The following is an 18909-nucleotide window of genomic DNA, read 5'->3' as shown; positions in this document are numbered from 1 at the left end:
ATTATTATATAATCCATTTCTATATTTATTTGTACACTAGCAGATTGTAATCCAATGCTCTAAATATAATATTAATTTTTTGTAATGTTAAAATAAACTGTAGAGGATTGAATCGTATGGATCAAGGAGTCATGGATCGTAAGCTTTGGTTGGATTGGATGCTGCGTATAGGTGAGCCCGTATTGGAGGCTCTTAAAGAAAGACAACTTCGAAGTTTAATGCCTGTGCAGGCTGTTCACGTTGATCGCGATTCTTATACTTATTTAGAAGCACTGGGACGTCTGCTTTGCGGGATGGCGCCTTGGCTAGAGCAGCAAGGGTTAACTGGAGATGAGGAGATACAGCGTAGGCGTTTTGCAGTTCTGGCAAGGGAGGCTATTGCTGCTGCAACAGATCCTGAATCCCCTGACTTCATGAATTTCTCTGAGGGAGGACAACCGATTGTCGATGCTGCTTTTCTCTCCCATGCACTTGTTCGTGCCCCTCAGGAGCTGCTGGGGAAGCTCGATGATCGGGTGAAGAGTAATGTAATTGCATGTCTTCAAGCAACTCGGAGCCGTAAGCCTGCCTACAACAATTGGTTACTATTCGCGGCGATGATAGAAACGGCACTCTATTTATTAGATACGAATTGGGATCGGATGCGGATCGACTATGCTTTAAAAAAGCATAGTGAATGGTACTTAGGCGATGGGATGTATGGAGACGGTCCAGTATTTCATTGGGATTATTACAACGGCTTTGTGATCCAACCGATGCTGGTGGATATATTACGTACAGTTGGACCACTAGAAGCTGACTGGGAGCATTACCAAGAGCAGGCTTTACGTAGAGCAGCCCGTCACGCAGCAATACAGGAGAGGCTAATTTCACCAGAAGGAACTTTTCCTGCCGTTGGCCGCTCACTGGCTTATCGTTTTGGTGCTTTCCAACTGCTGGCGCAAATGGCTCTGCAAGATAATCTCACCGATCAGGTCTCTCCTGCTCAGGTGCGCTGTGCTTTAACGGCTGTAATCAGCCGGAGGTCGGAGAGTCGTATATTTCTACAGGTAGTCTCTATCTGTGTGCGTCCGTCTTCCTCCCTCTTGGCCTGACGCCAGATCATGCTTTTTGGTTGGGAGAGGCCGATTGGACAGCTAAAAAGGCATGGTCAGGGCAAAGTTTCGCTATCGACCATGCCTTGAAATAGGAAAGCCAAATCGCAATTCCGATTTGTGCAAAATAACAACATTTCGGTGTCATAAAGCAAAACTAAAAAGATGCCTAATGAAATACAATCATAGTATCCGTTACTAGAAACAATGAGGATGTGAATGCAGTGGAATATACCGCGTTTGGCAAAAAGGAAATTCGGGTTTCGAAACTAGGTCTTGGGGGCGCTCCGCTTGGCGGGGATTATGGTCCGGTCACAGATGAGCAAGTAATAGAGGTAATTGATCGGGCTTTGGAACTTGGGATCAACTTTATTGATACAGCGCCGTTATATGGAAAAGGAGAAAGCGAACGGCGAGTTGGGAAGGCGCTGCAGGGCAAGAGGGAGAAAGTAGTCCTTGCGAGCAAAGCTGTTATGCGCGGTGAACCATATACGTATAATAATACGATTCGCTCTGTAGAGGACAGTCTTAAGCGCATAGGTACCGATTATTTGGATCTCATTCAAATGCACGAACTTGACGAGTCGAACATGGAAATAGGAATGAACGAAACGATCCCCGCTTTTCTTAAATTGAAGGAGCAGGGGAAGGTCAGAGCCATTGGGGTCAATTCATTTAATCCAGCTCTGTTGTTGCCCTTTATTCGGTCAGGGCATATCGATTCGGTACAGACGTTCAGTCGTTATATGCTTATCGATTATTCTGCCATGGATGAGCTTCTGCCTACTGCTCGCGAACATGGCGTATCCGTCATTAACGGAAGCGTATTGGGTATGGGTCTTCTTGCAGAGTCACCAGCGCCATTTATAAAGAAAGATTCGCTTCTAGTTAAAGAAGCAGAGCGTCGAATTAAGGATTTATCCTTCCTTCGGAAGACGGAGCCCAAAGGATTGATCGAGCCTGCAATGCGATTTAGCCTTTCTAGCCCAGACATTTCGGTGACATTAACGGGAACGACTTCGTTACGCTCGCTAGCTCTTAATGCCAGCTATTGTGATGGTGTTGGCTTGTCACAAGATGATATGGAACGGCTGCTTTCGTTATTTCCAGGTCAGCCATTAATATGGTAGAAGGGATGCTGAAGAATGTTTAAGGTAGACGCAAGCATTGGAGCAGATTCATGGAGTGCACAGTGGGTAGATGAAATTTGGCATAAAATTATCGGAAAAGTGGAACGAATGAATGAATCAATCGGTGCTGATTTTCCATATATCTCGGATAATGGAAAATATAATAGAGAAGAAGCAGATTGGTGGACCAATGGGTTCTGGCCTGGCCTGATCTGGCTGGTTTATCGAGAGTCCAAAGTTGAACAACTCAAAGATACAGCTACTCAGATCGAAGCGAAGATGGATAGCGTGCTTACCGAGTTTTACCCGTTGCATCATGACGTAGGGTTTATGTGGAGCTTATCCTCCGTGGCAAAGTACAAGCTACTTGGGTGTGAAGACTCGAAGCGGCGGGCTATGACGGCAGCGAGTCATCTGGTGGGGCGTTACAATGCGAAAGGGTGTTTCATTCGTGCTTGGAACCAACCGGAGCGGGTAGGTTGGGCGATTATTGACTGCATGATGAATCTTCCGCTGTTATATTGGGCGAGTCAAGAGTCCGGCGATCCTCGGTTTCGGCATGTAGCTACCCTTCATGCGGATACGACTTTACGTGAGTTTCTTCGTCCGGATGGATCTACACACCATATTGTATGTTTCGATCCGGATACCGGGGAGAGAAAAGAAGCGCTGAGTGGGCAAGGTTACTCGCCGGACTCAGCGTGGTCGCGCGGTACCGCATGGGCGTTATACGGTATGGCACTTAGCGCTCGCTATACTGGAGATGATAGATATCTCGATGCAGCCAAACGTGCTGCACATTTTTTTCTCGCGAATGTTCCTGATGACGGTTTACCGCCTTGGGATTTCCGTGCTCCATGGGAGGAAGGAATGGCAATGGACTCTAGCGCTTCAGCCTGTGCAGCCAGCGGAATGCTGGAGTTGAGTTTGTTGGTGCCTAAGGGTGAGTCAGAGTTGTATCGCCGTGCAGCCGAGAAGCTGATTTTTAAATTAAATGAAAAATATATGGCTTGGGATGATTCGAGCGAGGAAGCTATTCTTAAGATGGGAACGGCCAATAGGCCAAAGAATACGCATGTTAACGTGCCAATGATCTATGGAGACTATTTCTTCGCTGAAGCGGTCTGCAAGCTACGTGGCGTACATGATACATTCTGGTAGGAGGGAGCACCCAATGACAAGAACAAGCAGATCCAATTCCACAACCGACGCTATCGATGTTCAGGATTCATGGACAGCGCCAACTTGGGCACTCATGGAGCGGAAGCTAATCGATACGCTGAACGATGCAGCAGTTGAATATGTACGTCGCTATACGCGGGAGGACGGGACGATCGTTTGGCGAGACGATTGGCCGGGGATGGATGGGTCAGATGATCCGTATGAAGCGTTTATGAATTTATCCATGTTGTATGTACTCGGTGGCAATGAAGAAATTTTGCGTTTATCTCGCCTCATGTTTGACTCCATTACTTGGCAATGGACGGAATACGGCCAAATTCATAATGAGTTCGACGCTTACTATGACTGGATGCATCATGGTGAAGGATCATTATATTTTTATTTCCTAGGTTTGTCTGATCCGCATCTGCTGAAGAATCGTCAGCGTGCTGTTAAGTTTGCTGAGCTTTACACAGGTAAGAATCCGGAAGTGCCCAACTATGATTCAGAACGAAAGCTCATGCGCTCGCCAATTACTGGAAGTAAGGGTCCAAGATTCCAGATGACGGAAGAGGACTGGGTAACCCATCGAGGTGTGCTGGATGATTATTTGGCACCGTTTGAGGATATTCCTGGTGTTGATTTCTCAAGCGGCAAGTGTAAGTGGTCAGACGATGCTATTTATGGTGAAATCATAAGCAGAATGAATGAACGGAAAGCTAGAGGAGATGTCCCTCTGAATTTGAACGCAACCGGCCTGATGACTAATGCTTATATGTATACGGAAGATGAAACTTATCGGCAGTGGGTATTGGATTATTTGGCTGCTTGGGAAGAGCGTACAGTCCGTAATGGAGGTTTAATACCGGACAACGTCGGATTAAGCGATACGATTGGTGAGTACAACGATGGAAAATGGTGGGGGGGATACTATGGCTATCGTTGGCCGCATGGATTCATGTCCATCATTGAACCTTTAACCAATGCTGGCATGAACGCTGTGCTCCTGACCGGTGATCGGAGTAAGTTAGATTTGGCACGTTCGCAATTGGACCTTAATTGGAACCTTGGTAAAGATATCAATGGGAAATGGCATGTTCCCAATAAACATTTTGATTCTGGCTGGACGGACTATCGAATCCAAGTTCCAACTTACCCAATTTATTTATGGACGATATCGATGGCTGAAGAAGATGCGGCACGTGTTGACCGGATTCCCTATGAAGACCATTTCCGATCTATCGATATGCCTACTATTTCTGGAAGAAATGCGGTAACACGCAAAGAGACAAAGCATTATATTGCAAATACAGTACCATGGTACTTATATATGCGTGGGCAATTCCCTGATTATCCTGAACGTATATTGAAGCAAAATTTGGAGCTGATTGCTGTCCAATTGGAGAAGCTTCGCTCTCCTGAGGGTGACCCAACCAACTGGGATTGGGATCATCCATATAGCATTCATCAGTGGCAGGAATATTCTCCACTCTACTTTGAAGGATTACTGCAAATGATGTTAGGCGCTCCCATGCATATTTCCCATGGAGGATTACAGCATGCGAGAGTACGCTATTTCGATGCAGAACGAAAACGTTGCGGTCTTCCAGAGGATATAGGTGCTTTGGTTGAAGAGCTTGGCGACGAGTTTGTAACTTTAACGCTTGTGAACCTATCTGCATTCAGGCAACGCAAGTTGATCGTGCAAGCTGGTAGCTTTGGTGAGCATCAGTTCACTTATATGGAAAGGTATAACCAAAGAGGTCAGAGAGTTGGCAAGGGAGAGCTCGATGGTAAATGGCTACCAGTAACCCTTGCTCCAGGGGCAGGAATTCAATTAAAGCTGCACATGAATCGCTACGTGAATCAACCGACCTATGAGACGCCTTGGAGTACTGAAGTGAAAGATGCGACAGCGAAGATTATTCGAGGCCGCAACCAAGTATAGGTAGTAATTAAGAGGAGAATGGAATCTATGACTTCCAATCATCAATCATCTACTGAAGATAAAGTTGTCTATCTCGATAGCCATGTCCACTTTTGGAAGCTGGAGCGTGGCGATTATCATTGGCTTAAGCCCAGTAATCCAGTTCTTTACCAGAATTATTTGCCTTCAGATCTGTTAGGTATTGCTGAAGCAGTACGTGGATTTATCGCTGTACAGGCGGCTCCGACAGTAGCTGAGACGGAATTCTTGCTTGAACTGGCACGTAATGATGAGCGAATCCTCGGTGTCGTAGGTTGGCTTGATCCGTTCGCATCTTCATTCGCAGATGAATATAGACATTTACGTAACAACCCACAATTCGTGGGGATTAGGTTGGACCGTTCCGTCTTCGAGCAGTGCAAAGAACAAGTGCCAGATCGTTTGATCGAGCATCTTCGTCTGTTAGAGAAAGATGGTTTTACAATTGATCTACTGATCGGATCAGAGAATATGCCAACCGTAATTAAATGCCTGAGGTGCGTACCTCACTTAAAGGCCGTTATTAATCATTTAGGTGGTCCACCTATTCGAGATGGTGGTAACGGTGAATTAGAGACTTGGTCGACATACATGGATGAGCTTTCTAGTTTTCCTAATGTGTATTGCAAATGGTCTGGCATGATCACACCCGCAGGTGGTATGAATCTCAAACTTCTTGAATCTTATATTCGTCTGACTGCGGATAGATTTGGCCCCAATCGTATTATGTTCGGGAGTGATTGGCCAGTAGCTTTAATGGCGGGCACCTACAACGATGTTGTGCAATTATTCGAGCGACTGCTTCCTGAGGAGTGGGACGATAAGGATCGTACAAGATTACGTAATTTCAATGCAAAGACATTTTATTTTGGTATTGGGGATAACGAAGCATGATTCAAAGACTTCTCTATTACTCGCAACTTCGCAAAGGAATAAAGAGGAAATTTCAGGAAATTATCAAGGAAGAAGAAACCAAGCTGCTTAAAGAATGGGCAGCGTGGGGGTTATCGCATGTCTCCGTGTTCACTTGCGAGCCATATGTTTGTATGTATGCTGAGGTAGTAGGAGGTTCGAGAATATCAGGATGGGATTGGCCGATGTCTTTCGATCGTTACTTAGAAAAGTGGCCACTCGAACCTCAACAAGTTAGTAGTTCTAGAGGGACGTTTTACAGGCTTGCGCTCCCAATGATCGATGTTTTTCATGATGGGGTGCCTAGCGACAGCGATTTTGGGCGCAGAAGCGCTCCTAACGCCGAGCGTATAGGCTCAATTGCCAGATTGAGACCGGAAATGGCATCGAGCTATATCTATTATCATTATCAGAAACAAGAGGAATCCCCGGATAGCTTTAATCAAACGTATATGATCGGTTCTTTAGGTACGTTATTATTCTCCTATCATGAGTTACCATCTGGGGTTAGCCCAATAAAACGTCAAGGATTATTGACTACTAAGTATACTCCGGACAACTGGCATGAGGTGATGTACCCACATTTCGAGCAATGGGAAGAAGCACCTTAGGAGCAGCAGTTGTGGCGTAAAATGGAGCGGGTCATGTGATTGTTAGAAAGCGTGAATAACTAGAAGCGGCCCTCTCAACTAAGAGGGCCGCTTCTAGTTATTTCATATTAAGAAATCTCATGAATATCGCTTACTTTGGATTTAAGTCGATATTCTGTAGGGGTTGTTCCAAAACGTTTTTTAAACAAGGTGAAGAAATGCTTTTTGTTTTCCCAGCCAATTTTTTCGATAATTTCATCTATATACAACGGTGATTGCTTGAGCATTTCCGATGCTTTAACTAGACGGACTTCAGATATGTAGTTGGAGATAGATTGAGAAGAATACTCACGGAACAGTTTGCCTAAATAAGCAGAAGTTAACTTAAATTGATCAGCTACCATAGTGGATGATAAGGAATTGTCCATATAGTGCGTTTCAATGAATCGCATAGCGTTGGAAACGACAATGTCCGATTTTTCGTTTCGGTTTTGTTCAATTTTGCCTACAATCCCCTCTATTAGGGCAATGAACTCCGTATTTATTTGGTCGAACACTTCAAAGGATTTAATTTTATTGTCAAAAGAAACGAAATCAAGACCAAAGGATATGGTACCATTTTTCTCCATGAGGTTCACCATATTAAAAATGCTTGAGGACAAATAAGATAACGTGAACATGATGATATTGTAACTGCAGTCTGTCAATTCCTGAATTAGATTCCAATAGGTAGTTTTAGCCTCTTCTAATCTTGCTTTCTGAATACAGTCAAGGAAATGATGTACAGAAGCGGTATTAATATTGAAATCTGACCACTGAGTTTTATCCAAAGATTGTTGTGTTAGAAGACACGCATGGTTGTATTTAATGCGATATTGGGAAAGATCCAGTGTCCTTTCATATAAGGTGCGAACGTTCATAATCGAGGCTACAGGCTCGCTAATAAAGGCGGACACGCTTATGGAGCAATACTTAGCATACACAGTCTGAATCTCTTGTACCAAGCTCTTCAAACGCTCCAAATGATCCATGGAGTCACGAGCGTCTTCGCTGTTTACTTCCACATTTAATAAGGTAACAACTTGATCCCTCCCCGCATCGATAGATTCGCATTGATAGGAGGGAAGTACGATTTCGTTCGCAATATTCAGAAGAGAATATTTCAATAAAGATTGGTCATTCGAGCTGAAATTAGCATGGAAGACTGCATAATGATCTATTTTGAACAGAATAAGTGCGATACTGCTTTTTGGATCAAAATGAACATTGTGATGCCTGAAAAACGTTTCATAGTCTACCTCTTTCACATTTTTACTCAAGAGGAGATGCTTCAAATAGTTCTGTTTCAATTCGAAAAGATTAGCTTTTCGAAAATCCTCCAGCGAGGTCAACTGATAATGGGTGGTCTGAATGGAGTCCGTGATATATTCGAATTCATTGTTGTGCTCCTGATTAGGTGATTGATTTTTTTGTAAACGACCAATTGTCTGTCTAAGATTTCGCACAGGATAATAGAGATTTTTCGAAAGTAAAAAGCCCGTGATGAGACAGATAATAAGCATAACTAGTCCAATTGTTATTGTAATCGCTTTCACTTTGCTGACGGTTCCAGCAATATATTTGTAAGGAGTAATGTCGACCAGAATCCATGGTGAATTTTCGTAAGAAATATAAGTAATGATGGATGACGTGCCTCTAAAGTTTGATGTAAACACACCTGATGTGTTGGATGAGCTTAATATCTGAGAAACCAAAGGTTCGCCCGACAAGTTGCTTAAGAATAAGTCCTTTTCTTGATCGGAATTCGTAATGACGTTCCCGTCATGATCCATGAGTAAGATATTATTACCGTTTAAGGAATCAGATTCTTGATAGGAAGCCAGCGAATTGAAGATCCAATCCATTCGTACATTAATGACTAGGGCATTTTTCAACTTTTTATCAGGAAAATATTCAGGCAGTATGTAAGAAAATACATTCTCATACTTGATTGGCTCTAATTCTGAAACCGGAATTTTTCTAGGGATAGGTGTGTGTGACAGCATACTCGTTGGATTTTTAAATATTTGAACCAGTTCCTTATCGAAAAACTGTCCTTTCCGAATGACTGGATTCGGTCCAATAGCATAGTAGGTGTTCGTTTTTCCGTTATACACATAGGAGGAATGAATAAATGGGGCACTTTCTAAAGTGGTATCAATCGTTTTCATGCTGTTAAGCTCATCAAGAACAGAAATGTCATCACTACGCATTAACTTGGCTGTATTGGGGTTATTAAAAATGGCTGTTGAGTAGGTTCGTACAGAGTTATTAATTTGCAGCGCATTTTGATAAATCTGGTTCATCAATTTCTGATTGGCTGAATTAATGAGCCCGATACTATAGCTTGTAAAGTTAAAATATAGAAACAAAATGAGTACAAGCATGGTTAACGTAAGCAAAAAGGTAATTTTAGTAAACATGCTATAGAAATAAAGCTGACTAGTATGTAAAAACCTCTTTTTCATGCGAGTCCTCCTTCAAGAGAAAATCAGGTTGAATATCACTTATTATAGGGCAAGTATATAGAATTTGGAATAGATCTAGTCTAGATTGAACTCTTTCACATAATTTAAACCCCAAATTTAAACTGTTTCATCGTTTTTGTAACTATATTAATCGAAACTTTATGAGTTACGATAAATGGCAGAAGGAGGTTGATTCGAATTATGCAGCTCAGAGAATTGAGGAAGGATTTTAGAAAAAACAAAGTTTTACTTGCTTTGACTTTACCACTCGTCATTTATGTATTTATTTTCAGCTATGTACCCATGTTTGGTGCGATCGTCGCTTTCAAAAGATACCAGTTTAACAAAGGCATTTTAGGTAGCGATTGGGTGGGCTTAAGTAACTTTAAGTTTCTATTCGAGTCTCCAGATCTTTGGAGAATTGTTCGTAACACGTTGGGATACAATACCGTATTTATTATTCTTAATTTGCTGGGATCAGTCTTTGTTGCATTACTATTGTACGAAATCACAAGTAAGAAGCTGCTCAAAGTGTATCAGTCAATCATGTTCTATCCTCATTTCTTATCATGGGTAGTGGTCGCTTACATGGCCTATGCTTTTTTAAATCCAAGATCTGGGATGTTGAATCAATGGTTATCAGATCTCGGATTAGGAGCAGTAGATTGGTACAATAAGTCGGGCCCTTGGATCTACATCATGCCACTGGCTAATATGTGGAAAGAGATAGGTGTAAGCGCAATCATTTATTATGCAGGGCTCTTAGGCGTTGATCCTACCTATTATGAGGCGGCCAAAATCGATGGAGCGAGCAAGTGGAAGATTATTACGAAAATTTCAGTGCCTTTTCTTTATCCACTTATGACGATTCTAACGATCTTAGCGATAGGACATATCTTTTCAGCTGACTTTGGCTTGTTCTACCAACTTCCTATGAATTCGCCGACGATATTTAGCTCAACGGACGTTATCGACACCTACATCTTCAGAGCATTAATTGATAATGGCAATATTGGGATGTCAAGCGCAGCCGGATTGACGAAATCGATTCTAGGATTACTGCTTGTTCTTGGAACGAATGCCGTAGTACGCAAAATAAATTCCGACAATTCGTTATTTTGATAAAAGTGGGAGGAGAAGGAATGGTTCGTATTAGGTCATACCGACTATCTAGGTTACCGATTCATTTATTTTTCATCGCTGTATCTGCAGTGTTTATTGTTCCGCTATGGTCCATTATTGCGATTTCACTGTCGAATGAACTTGATATCTCGAACTTTGGTTACCACTTAATTCCGAAGAAGATTGATTTTCAAGCTTACCACTATATATTCGACAATCCCATGACCATTGTTAACGCATATAAAGTTACTGCGATTACGTCAGTAATAGGTACGCTTTTGTCCGTAATTATGATCTCGATGTGCGCGTATGCTTTGTCGAGGTCAGACTTTAAGTACAGTAAGATCATTACCTTCTACTTGTTTTTTACCACATTATTCAGCGGAGGTATTGTTCCTTTCTATATACTAATGACGAAATTTTTACACTTACAAAATACGTATGCGGCATTGATCATCCCTTTATTAGGGAATATCTGGTATATGTTTCTGATGAGAACTTTCTTCAAGCAATTGCCGGACTCCCTAGTGGAATCGGCCAAAATCGATGGTGCAGGTGAGTTGAGAATTTACATTACAATGATCGTTCCACTATCTACACCAGTCTTAGCAACAGTTGGTCTGATGCAACTGCTTATCTACTGGAATTCATGGTTCAATGCGCTTCTGTTTATCGATAAACAGTCCTTGTATCCACTTCAATACTTACTGCAAGTTATGATGAGTAATATCCAAGAGATATTGAGAAATATGACAAGTGGCGGGCAGGTAGATGCAACAATGCTAGCTAATCTACCGACAGAATCAACTAGAATGGCCATGTGTATATTAGCAATAGCTCCGATGCTGTTTGTCTTCCCATTTTTCCAAAAGTACTTTGCCAAAGGATTGACAGTGGGCGCAGTAAAGGGTTAGCCCTGAGTACGAATTTATGACTAGAATTCTATTCTAGTATTAAATTAAATATAAAATCATGGAGGGGTCTACATGGAAAGAAGAAAACGCAAGATAGGCATGGTTTTACCTTTAATTATGACAGTGGGGATGCTAGTAGCAGGTTGTTCCTCAAAGTCGGATACTCCAAGTAATACTAGTACTAGCACAACCAAGGCTCAAACAGAAGTGACTCAAAAAGATGGAGAACTAAAGCCAGTGAAGTTAGTGTGGTACCTGCGAAGTGCAGAGCCGAAAAATATGCCTTCTATTATGGAGAAGGCGAATGAAATTATCAAGGACAAAATCAATGCAACGGTAGAATTCAAATTTATCAATCCAGGAGATTATGAGCAAAAGATGCAGCTAGTCATGTCTTCAGGAGAAGAATATGATATTTCTTTCACAGCAAGCTGGACGAATAACTATTTTGATAATGTAAGTAAAGGTGCTTATGCTCCTTTAGACGAGATGTTGGCGAAATATCCAGATTTGCAAAACATGTTTAAGAAAGAAGTTTGGGATGCGGTTAAGGTGGATGGGAAAACGTATGGCATTCCAAACAACCAAATTATGGGTGATCAACCAGGTTTGTGGATGAAGAAGGATCTTGTCGATAAGTATAATATCGATGTTACCAAAGTGAAGTCGCTGAATGATCTGACTCCAATCTTCCAGACGATTAAGGATGGAGAGCCGGGTGTTTCCGCAATTAGAGCAGGTATTCCGACTTCATTTATGGAGTATGCGCCAATACTTGAAGGAACAGCCGGATTTGGATATGCATTGGATACAAAAACATGGAAAGTATATTTCCAACCTGAGCAGTTGACTAGTCAATTTAAGCTTATGAGAGAATGGTATGAGAAGGGCTTCTTCCCACAGGATGTAGCTACGATTAAGGATGAGCTATCTTTAATTAAGGCAGGAAAAGTATTCAGTCGATATAGCCGTCAAAAACCAGGAATTGATGCCGAACTCAAAACATCATATGGATTTGATGTTAATAATAGTTCAACTGGTCCAGCCGTCATTAGTAAATCGGCTGTTACTAGTACGTTAAATGCCGTTAGCGCCACATCGAAAAACCCAGATCGTGCGATGATGTTAATTAATCTGATTGATACGAATAAAGAGTTGTTCAACTTACTTAAATTCGGTATTGAGGGGCAGGATCACACGAAGGTTTCAGATAATCGTATTGAGACCAAAGCTGATGCGTATACCGTACCTGGCTGGTTGTTTGGCAACGAACTTAATAGTTTTGTCGTACCAGGACAACCGGATGACGTTTGGGAGCAAACAAAGAAGCTGAATGATTCTGCTGTGATTGACCCTTCGATCTCATTTACATTTGATCGTAAAAATGTTGAAAATGAAATTGCTCAATTAAATGCAATTACAGCCGAATATAAGGATATTCTTACAAACGGACTTGATGATGTGGACAAAACCATGAAATCTATGATGGATAAACGAAAAGCAGCTGGTCATGATAAAGTGCTGGCTGAGATTCAAAAGCAAGTTGATGAATGGAGAAAGTCACAGTAATAAGTTTTGACTAAGGTGAATGGGGATCCAGCATAATGTGGTTCCCCATTACTTTTTTTGGAGAGGGATGAATGAAATGCTACAGGATATCACTTTTCGGCAGCTTAAGAATGCGTTGGAGGAGACGCAACATCACCCACGTAAACTTTATGAGGAAGCAAATTCTTCTGATAATTGGAGACGAATCAGGCAAGATGTGAACTACTCGGATTTCTGGAATTCTATGTTGAAACAAGCAGCATATTTGAATGAAAATCCTGTCCGATCGCCGCTTTTTTCAGAGTTCACTTTATTTGGCGATACGGGAAACAGAGGCATATTTCAGACACAGCGGGATCACTTGTATGCGGGAATCCATACGTTCAGCATGCTTGCGATGACAGAGAATAATGAAGAATGGAAGTCAGGACTTGAGAATGCCATTTGGAACGTATGTAACGAATATACGTGGGTTTTACCAGCGCATGTTGGACTCTACCATAACGATTATCCGAACGGCATCTGGGATCAACCAGTCCCACCACGTGAGACGGTAGACCTCTTGTCAGGTATAACCGCATTTACATTAGCGGAAACTGTGTATTTGCTCAAAGAAAGATTGCATCCATGGGTGGTTCATCGCGTGAAAGAGGAGATCGATAAGCGTATTTTTCAAGTGTATTTCGATGACCCAACTCCGCAAAACTGGGAATTGAAAACAAACAACTGGCCGGCAGTTTGCTCAGCAAGTATAGGGGCAACGGCTATTTATATGATAGAAGATAGTGAGAAGCTGGCTGGAATGCTATGGCGTGTGATTGGGGTCTTGAGGAATTTCTTCTCAGGATTTGACGAGCAAGGTGCGACACCGGAAGGACCAGCTTACTGGCAATTTGGATTTTCTTATTTTGTCTATTTTGCAGAGTTATTGAAAGAACGTACACATGGACAAATCTCACTTCTTACGGATAAGAAGGTCGAACGAATTGCACAGTTTCCACAATTTTGCATGTTATCGGGAGGAAAAGTTGTGAATTTCTCCGATTCACCAGATGAAGTAGCCTTCAACGAAGGACTTATTCAACGGTTACAACAGTATGTACCATCTCTACAGCTTCCTGTTGAAGAGTACCAATTTAAGCCGGTTCTGGGCAATTGGTTGGATTCAACAAGACGGATGCTCTGGTCGTCATCTAACACGGAATCAATGGGATTCGCGGAGAGCGGAGAGCGGGTTCAAGAGCAGATCTTCACTGGTAATCAATGGGTAATCTCGAAAGTGAGGGATGCGAGAGATGGAATCACTGCTTTCGCTGCCAAAGGCGGACATAATGAAGAGCCGCACAATCATAATGATCTGGGGCATTTCATTATACATGTCGATGGACAGAACGTACTTGCAGATTTAGGGCAAGGGGTCTATACCAAGCAATATTTCCAACCCGGTTATCGCTACGAAATGATCAATGCAGGATCTCATGGGCATTCGGTTCCGATTGTAGATGGTTGCAGACAAGGTTTTGGAAAATCATATTATTCTGAGATTCTATCCAGCCAAATATCTACTGATAATATTCACCTTGTCATGGATTTAACGAAAGCCTATGCGTGCCTTTCATTGGAACTCCTCACTCGTGAATTTGTATGGAATCGTCCAGTCCATAAGACTCCGCAGTTGGTTATTAAGGATAATGTCCTTTTTAATAAAGTACCTGAATCTTTTCAAGAGGTTTTCATAAGTTCTGTCCAGCCTATGGAGATAAGATCCGGGCGAATACAGATGAATTCTGTGACATTGATCTATGATCCGGAGCAGTGGCAATTGGAGATAGAACACATTTTGTTAGACTCACCCTCTAAAACAGATAATCTGTTTTTTCGAATCGTGTTAAATCGAACGCAGCTGGAACGAGAAATGGTGTCCGAGTTTCTTTTTGAATTGTAATTTCTCGGCGCCACAGGTTAGTCCGTGAGATCTTGATTGCGGGTTTCCTATAGCATATATGCTAGGTTTAGATGAATGGAGGGAGGTAAGTAGTAAAGGAATGGTGGTTGATAGTCAAAGTAATAAGCAGTGCGAGTACCTGCGTCCCTCTGTTGATGAAAAAAATCGAAAAGATAAGAGGTGCTAATTATGAATCATAAAGGGAAAACAAAGGGGAGCAGATGGGCAATTCGCTCCATTAACTTGCTTATGATCTTGATTTTATTCACAGGCATGACTATTACTACATTCGCAGCACCAGTGAAAGCAAATGCAGCAGGCACTGAACTTTACGTATCGTTAACTGGTAGTGACGAGACTGGAGATGGAACGATCGGCTCGCCATTCGCTACGTTAGAAGGTGCACGGGAGGCTATCCGTGAGCTGAAATCGAAGGGACAATTGCCTAATGGCGGTGTAACCGTATATTTGCGCGGAGGGGTATATCCTCGGAACCAGTCGTTCGTATTGAATGAAGAGGACTCCGGAACCGATGAAGCACCAATCGTGTACCGAGCATACCCAGGCGAAAACGTATCGATTTTTGGTGGAGCAACGATGGATACAAATGGTTTTAAACCTGTCACAGACGCTTCCGTGCGAAAGCGGCTTTCAACAACAGCTGTAGATAAAATCTATCAGTTTGATCTACGCGCACAAGGATTTACTAATTTCGGCGAAATCATACAAGGTGGGTTTGGGTTGCCTACGGCTCCAGAGCCGCCGGAACTATTTTTCAATGAGAATGTATTAATGTTAGCACGCTATCCAAACATTGGCACAGGCGATGGATTTCTCCGAATTGGGCAACTCGACGACCCCGGTGCAGATCCCCGAAACTCTGGCGTGGAGTACAATGTTCGTCCCTTACCTCCGAGCTATGATCACGGAGCCACTTTTCGATATCTGGATGATCGACCAAGTAAGTGGTCGGATACCAGCGATATATGGATGTTTGGGTATTGGTTCTGGGACTGGGCTGATGGAACGCTACAAATTAAGGATATTAATAAAGCGACCAAACAAATAAGCACAACTAAGGCCAGTGTATATTCAGTGAAAGCAGGTCAGCGTTATTATTATTTTAATATTTTGGAGGAGCTTGACGCGCCAGGTGAATATTATCTGGATCGCAATAGTGGCATATTATACTTATATCCTCCAACCTCGCTCGATGGCAGTGAGATTGAAATTTCACTCCTAGGTGACCCTCTAGTTTCGATGAACGAGGTTTCCAACATCACATTCCAAGGGATTAAATTTGGATTAACGCGTGGGACAGCGATCGAGATGCAGGGTGGCTCGAACAATATCATTACAGACTCAACATTCTTGAAAATCGGGGATAAGGCTGTAACTATTCTCGATGGTCATCATAATGGGGTAACTAACAGTGAAATTTATGGTACAGGTAAGGGCGGGATCTTGTTAGACGGCGGTAATCGTACGACGTTAACCCCCGGTGAAAATTATGTGGTGAATAATAGCTTCCATGATTTTAGTAGAATCCAACGGACATATACTCCAGCTGTGAACATTATGGGTGTGGGTAATCGAGTTGCTAATAATTTGATTTATGATGCGCCGCACGAAGCTATACAGTTTGTGGGTAACAACCACATAATTGAATATAACGAGATTTATAACGTTGTTAATGAGACAGGCGATGCGGGCGCCATATACGGTGGACGTGACTGGTCTGCACAGGGGACTATAATTCGATACAATTATATTCATGACATTGGCAATAAGTCTGGGTCTGATGAGGTAGGTATTTATCTGGACGATATGTTAAGTGGAATCACTATCTATGGCAATATTCTCTCGAACGTCGACTATGGCATTATGGTTGGCGGGGGACGGAATAATATTGTGGAGAATAATGTTATTTCGAATAACAGAGTTTCTATCTCTCTTGATGTTCGTGGTTTAGGGTGGGCAGCTTATCACTGTACGGCAGGTGGAGCTTTGCTAGAAAATTTGGCTAAGGTACCTTATAAGGAAGATCCGTGGCTTACCTATTATCCGAATCTAAAAGATATATTGACTGATTCTCCTTGCACACCTAAATATAATTCAGTACAAAAAAATGTGATTTATAAATCAGCTGACAAATCTATTGCTGGTAGTGCAACTGCTTCAGGATACTTCCAAGACAATTGGAAGACTACTGAAGATATCGGATTTATCGATTCAGCAAACGGAAATTGGAATCTTCGTGAAGATGCCGCTGTATTCACTCAAATTCCTGGATTCGAATCTATACCATTCGATAAGATTGGATTGAACAAAGGAGTGAAACAGGATGATATGCTCACACAAGTGTCAATGTACTCGCCAACTAGAGCACTCATAGTGGGTAATAGTACAACTTTGTGGGTAATGGGAAATTCGGCGACCGGCCGGTATATAAATCTATTCGGTCATATGACATTCAAGAGCGATCATCCTAAGATTGCCGAAGTCGGAGCAAACGGTGTCGTTCGTGCGGTAGCTCCAGGCAACACACAGATTTCTGTGACTGCGCTGGTTGATGGTGTTATTGTAAGCGATGTGATACCACTTACAATTTATGAATCGAATGTTAATTTCATAGATGGGTTCGACGGATTCGAGGATGGTCTAATCCATTGGGAGACCGTAAAAGGTAGTCCAACCACTAGTACGGAAAAGGCACACAGTGGTATGAAGAGTTTTAAAGTGAACCAGGATTTAGATGTTATCAAACATCCATTTAAAGATGACCAAAATAAAATCCTTACTCTCTGGTTTTATGATAATTTAGTCTCAGGAAGTCAAGTAATGGCTAATGTCACTGGGGTGGACGGTGCTTGGAGAGGGATTGGCCTTTCATTACGAGCATCAACGACAAATTATGTCAAGCGGATTGATGGCGCTACAACATCCACAAATGTTGTGCGTACTACCGGGTGGCATGAGTTCAAATGGGATTACACGTCGGGAACCCATGTTGACATGTATATCGACGATGTGCTGATTGCCTCCCCGACGGGTGTGACCGCGTTCAACGAAGTTGCCATGGGTGATTGGTGGCAAGGGGATGCAGTATCCAACGTTTATTTTGATGATATTAGCATCACGGATGCTACATTATATGAACGTATCGAACTGAGGACACTCAGCGATCTAAATATCGGTGAAACGAAGCAGGTGCAAGTATCCGCCTACCTTCCGGAAAGCGATGTGCCGATGGATGTGACGGGAAGCTCACAGTTTACTAGTAGTCAAACCGATATCGCAACAGTGACAGCCGGCGGCTTGATCACAGCGCTTAAAGAGGGTGAAAGCGTTATCACAGCGACATATGGCAGCCTTACCGCTGCGGTTAAGCTGCAGGTCCAAATGAAAGAAGAACAGCCGACAGCTGTTTTAACCGGACCAAGCACAGTACTTGCAGGGCAGCCCTTCACTGTAAATTTCGGTCTAAGCAACATCACTTCGAACGTCTATGGCCAGGACATCACGATTGAATATGACACAGCTCTTGTCGAGTATGTATCGTCTACGGCGATGAAAACAGGTGTGGATATCTTGTCGGAGAAGGCGAATCCGGGCAAAATCAGGATGATTCTTGCAAGCCAAGGAGCGAACCATGCGGTAATCGGGAGTGCTGAGCTTGTAAAGCTTTCTTTCAAAGCGAAAAGCGTTGCGCAAACGACCACCGGCATGATTTCGGTAACCGGAGCACTGCTTGGTGACGAGCAGGGAAGAGAGTTCCAAGCGCACCCAGCTTCCTTGAGCGTTGAAGTGACGACGTCTCCTCCAGGAGTGCCAGGCGATTCGAACGGAGACAACAGGATCACGATCGGCGATCTTGCGTTCGCAGCTGCTAATTACGGCAAGGACGATAAGAGTGCGGATTGGAATCAGATCAAGACGGCTGACATCGACGGCAATAAAGTAATTGACATTATGGACCTTGCGGCGATTGCGAAGAAGATTCTGGAATAGCAGTGAGGT

Annotated in this window: 11 protein-coding genes and 1 pseudogene; 11 read left to right on the top strand and 1 reads right to left on the bottom strand. The window is 42.7% G+C overall.

Translation table 11 applies throughout. The annotated features are described in order from the left end of the window. Window positions 1-116: 116 nt before the first annotated feature. From BW961_RS01995 to BW961_RS01970, 6 genes and pseudogenes are all read left to right on the top strand, one after another. Window positions 117-1063, top strand: a pseudogene (locus BW961_RS01995) (DUF2264 domain-containing protein); the annotation flags it as partial. 255 nt (window positions 1064-1318) lie between these two features. Continuing rightward, on the top strand, window positions 1319-2224 hold the full coding sequence (locus BW961_RS01990) for an aldo/keto reductase (protein ID WP_068589690.1): 906 nt from the start codon (window positions 1319-1321) through the stop codon (window positions 2222-2224). A 15-nt stretch (window positions 2225-2239) separates the two neighbouring features. Then, window positions 2240-3385: a glycoside hydrolase family 88 protein gene (locus BW961_RS01985; protein ID WP_068589692.1), complete on the top strand. Its 1146-nt coding sequence runs from the start codon at window positions 2240-2242 to the stop codon at window positions 3383-3385. Window positions 3386-3398: 13 nt separating this feature from the next. Then, a complete protein-coding gene (locus BW961_RS01980; protein ID WP_068589693.1) occupies window positions 3399-5333 on the top strand; it encodes a DUF8034 domain-containing protein in 1935 nt (644 codons plus the stop codon). Window positions 5334-5360: 27 nt separating this feature from the next. After that, window positions 5361-6245: an amidohydrolase family protein gene (locus BW961_RS01975; protein ID WP_068589695.1), complete on the top strand. Its 885-nt coding sequence runs from the start codon at window positions 5361-5363 to the stop codon at window positions 6243-6245. Further along, the gene (locus tag BW961_RS01970; protein WP_068589697.1) at window positions 6242-6874 is read left to right on the top strand and encodes a hypothetical protein; all 633 of its coding nucleotides are present in this window, start codon (window positions 6242-6244) and stop codon (window positions 6872-6874) included. The genes BW961_RS01975 and BW961_RS01970 overlap by 4 nt, the downstream gene beginning before the upstream one ends. Window positions 6875-6981: 107 nt before the next feature. Here the strand turns inward: BW961_RS01970 and BW961_RS01965 are convergent, their stop codons facing one another. Then, on the bottom strand, window positions 6982-9360 hold the full coding sequence (locus BW961_RS01965) for an AraC family transcriptional regulator (RefSeq protein ID WP_068589699.1): 2379 nt from the start codon (window positions 9358-9360) through the stop codon (window positions 6982-6984). Window positions 9361-9561: 201 nt separating this feature from the next. Here BW961_RS01965 and BW961_RS01960 point away from each other — a divergent pair, with 201 nt between their 5' ends. The 5 genes from BW961_RS01960 (at window position 9562) to BW961_RS01940 (ending at window position 18900) form a co-directional block, all read left to right on the top strand. Then, window positions 9562-10482, top strand: a complete 921-nt coding sequence (locus tag BW961_RS01960; RefSeq protein WP_068589701.1) for an ABC transporter permease — start codon at window positions 9562-9564, stop codon at window positions 10480-10482. A 20-nt stretch (window positions 10483-10502) separates the two neighbouring features. Then, window positions 10503-11396 carry a carbohydrate ABC transporter permease gene (locus BW961_RS01955; protein WP_068589705.1) on the top strand — a complete coding sequence of 298 codons (894 nt, stop codon included), beginning with the start codon at window positions 10503-10505 and terminating at the stop codon, window positions 11394-11396. A gap of 72 nt (window positions 11397-11468) precedes the next feature. Further along, complete coding sequence (locus tag BW961_RS01950) at window positions 11469-12965, top strand: ABC transporter substrate-binding protein (RefSeq protein WP_068589708.1); 1497 nt, start codon at window positions 11469-11471, stop codon at window positions 12963-12965. Between the two features lie 67 nt (window positions 12966-13032). Further along, window positions 13033-14889 (top strand): heparinase II/III family protein, encoded by a 1857-nt coding sequence (locus tag BW961_RS01945; RefSeq protein WP_170878506.1) that lies wholly within the window; start codon window positions 13033-13035, stop codon window positions 14887-14889. 189 nt (window positions 14890-15078) lie between these two features. Next, complete coding sequence (locus BW961_RS01940; RefSeq protein WP_068589711.1) at window positions 15079-18900, top strand: right-handed parallel beta-helix repeat-containing protein; 3822 nt, start codon at window positions 15079-15081, stop codon at window positions 18898-18900. The last annotated feature ends 9 nt before the right edge of the window (window positions 18901-18909 follow it).

Origin of the sequence: Paenibacillus macquariensis, assembly GCF_900156375.1 — a bacterium.
GTDB classification, from domain to species: Bacteria; Bacillota; Bacilli; order Paenibacillales; family Paenibacillaceae; genus Paenibacillus_AQ; species Paenibacillus_AQ macquariensis.
This window is presented reverse-complemented; position numbering and strand designations above follow the sequence as displayed.